The following is a 2587-nucleotide window of genomic DNA, read 5'->3' on the forward strand; positions in this document are numbered from 1 at the left end:
TTAGCCTTGGCAAATTAGCCTAACAGCTCCAAACCTGTCATCAAATGAAATCGATGACTTATCAGAATGAGTTGTAGCCCTCATCTTACAGTAAAGGGGTGGCTAACTTCATTTTAAAACTTTCGATAGTATAACAAAGATAAAAAAATCCTCAAGTTATCTGCTTTTTCCTTTACTTTTCGAAAAAAAACTGATAAGATATTCCCTGTGTGTGATGGACACGCAAAAATAAACGGCTAATCCGCTGCTACCTTTGCGTATATGATTAGCAAGATAGGAGAAAAAATGAATCCATTAATTCAAAGCTTGACTGAAGGTCAACTACGTACTGATATCCCTGAGTTCCGTCCTGGTGACACTGTTCGCGTTCACGCAAAAGTTGTCGAAGGAAACCGCGAACGTGTTCAGCTTTTCGAAGGAGTTGTTATCGCTCGTAAAGGTCAAGGAATCTCTGAAAACTACACTGTTCGTAAAATCTCTAACGGTGTTGGTGTTGAGCGTATCTTCCCACTTCACACTCCACGTGTTGAAAAAATCGAAGTTGTACGTTACGGTAAAGTACGTCGTGCGAAATTGTACTACCTACGTGCCCTACAAGGAAAAGCTGCACGTATCAAAGAAATCCGTCGTTAAGAGGATTACAAAAGGAGCCTCGGCTCCTTTTCTTTTGTTCCCTTAGTTAAATGGATATAACAACTCCCTCCTAAGGAGTAATTACAGGTTCGACTCCTGTAGGGGACATTATAGAATAGACTGTGCTTGAACTCCCTAAAAAAGACTGAGCAAAAAGGCTACGAAGTAGAAAACAGCTTGGAATCACGTCATTAGAAACGTTGACTCTAAGCTGTTTTCATCTATTCAACATTTAAGCGAAGCGAGAAATTATTGGTTGCAGCCAGACCTCTTTTAATTTTTCCTTTATTTACTATTGCTAGCATCTCGAATGGCTTATCTCAATTCATCTATACTGTCTATTCTTTAGTTCCCGTTTGTTAACCAACTTGTATTAAAGTGTATCAACATTTCCGTCTCTACGTACTCATCATTTTAGTTGACAACTTGTAAACATCTATAATAGAATGAAAAACAATAAGACGAAAATAGAGAAAATAAAATCAATAATCTAACATGGAAAAACAACACACCCTCCCCTAAAATACAGGAAATTGAAGAAAAGTCATTTTCTTCGGAAGCTCCACTAAAAACTAATCTTTAGAGAATATCAAATTTCTTCGACTCTCCCAAAAATCACAGATACCTCAGGTCAACTCAAATACGAGCATCAGCTCAGTGTTTGAGTTTTTACTGAACAAAAACAAAATAAGGATTAACTATGGTTATCAATGCTTCTATCCTACCAAGACTTCACAGCGAAAAGATACTTTTTATTATCTGTACTGAACCAATTAAACTTGGAGATTTCGGACGAATAAAGGCAATTTTGTAAACATACTACAAATTGATCAACTTGAAAGTTCGAGTCCCAATTATACGTATATCTACTTTAGCAAAGACGAGTTCATCAAAATTATTGGTGTTGTAAGCTATATTTATAGAAAATAAGGAAATCATGACTATGGATTTATTCGCAAATACCCAAAAATATCTTCAGCAAAGAGGATTACAAAAGCTACCTCCAGAAGCTCAGGGCTTGATTCAAAATATCATATACGAACTTATGGAAAAAGGACTGGTGAAAACAGACCAAACCTTTTCTTTGGAAACTAAAAACGAAGATCTTGCAAGAATGTCATATCTCTCTGCAATAATCGAACAAAATTGGATTCTCATACAACAAAATCAACGCATTGCTGATAAATTAGATAAACTTATTGAATTATCCATGAGTCCTCAAGAGAAAATTGAAGAACAAACAAATATAGTAGCCAATTTACGTAAACAACTTAATAACCCCAAATTAAGCAGCACCAATAAAGACATACTTAACCAACAGATTTCAGAGGGAAATAAAAAACTCAATCAATTAAAAAAACAGCTTAGAAAAAATACATAGTTTTCTACTATATTTTTATTATTTCTCAACATAGAACATTTGTTGAAAACCATATTTCTATAAAGGAAAAGTAGCCCGGCTCAAGCCCCGGCTACTTTTTGTTTATTCTATTCTTCATTTTCTAATCGTTCTAATTCAGCTTCATAACGCTTTTTTTCAATTTTGGATAGAAAAATTAGAATCGCATTCAAACCTGCTACTAATGGAAGGTTGAAAAGAAAAGTAATCGGCAAAACCGATAGAAAATAAGGATCGAAGGGACCACTATAAATAGAATGGAATTTTTGGTAATTCCCTATCCAGATGACTAATGCTAGTAACAAGGTTACAAGTAAAACGCCCCAAAAATTCAAGTAGGCTGTATTCGATGAGCGGACACCGATTTGCGCGCACCGAATTGAGTAAAATAAAATAGATAAGACCACTATAGCCATGATGATTGGGATACTATAGTTGTTCCACTTTATAATACGTGATAAAATAGAACCATGACATATAGCATTGATTTTAGAAAACGTGTGCTGTCTTTCGTTCAGGAAGGGCACACTCGAACAGAAGCTTGTGAGCTTTTCG

Annotated in this window: 3 protein-coding genes and 1 tRNA gene; 3 read left to right on the plus strand and 1 reads right to left on the minus strand. The window is 35.4% G+C overall.

Features of this window, described 5'->3' with window-relative positions:
* Positions 1-285: 285 nt before the first annotated feature.
* From rplS to ACXM1Q_RS09110, 3 genes are all read left to right on the plus strand, one after another.
* Positions 286-633, plus strand: coding sequence for a 50S ribosomal protein L19 (rplS, locus tag ACXM1Q_RS09100; RefSeq protein WP_160332582.1), 348 nt, complete (start codon positions 286-288; stop codon positions 631-633).
* Positions 634-669: 36 nt separating this feature from the next.
* Positions 670-741: transfer RNA gene (locus ACXM1Q_RS09105), tRNA-Arg, on the plus strand.
* A gap of 835 nt (positions 742-1576) precedes the next feature.
* The gene (locus tag ACXM1Q_RS09110) at positions 1577-2014 is read left to right on the plus strand and encodes a hypothetical protein (protein WP_458517784.1); all 438 of its coding nucleotides are present in this window, start codon (positions 1577-1579) and stop codon (positions 2012-2014) included.
* A 107-nt stretch (positions 2015-2121) separates the two neighbouring features.
* On the opposite strand, the gene ACXM1Q_RS09115 is transcribed toward ACXM1Q_RS09110, so the two are convergent.
* On the minus strand, positions 2122-2587 hold a 466-nt coding region (locus ACXM1Q_RS09115), incomplete at its 5' end, for a DUF6773 family protein (protein WP_458517785.1).

This window comes from Streptococcus sp. 10F2 (genome assembly GCF_054331515.2).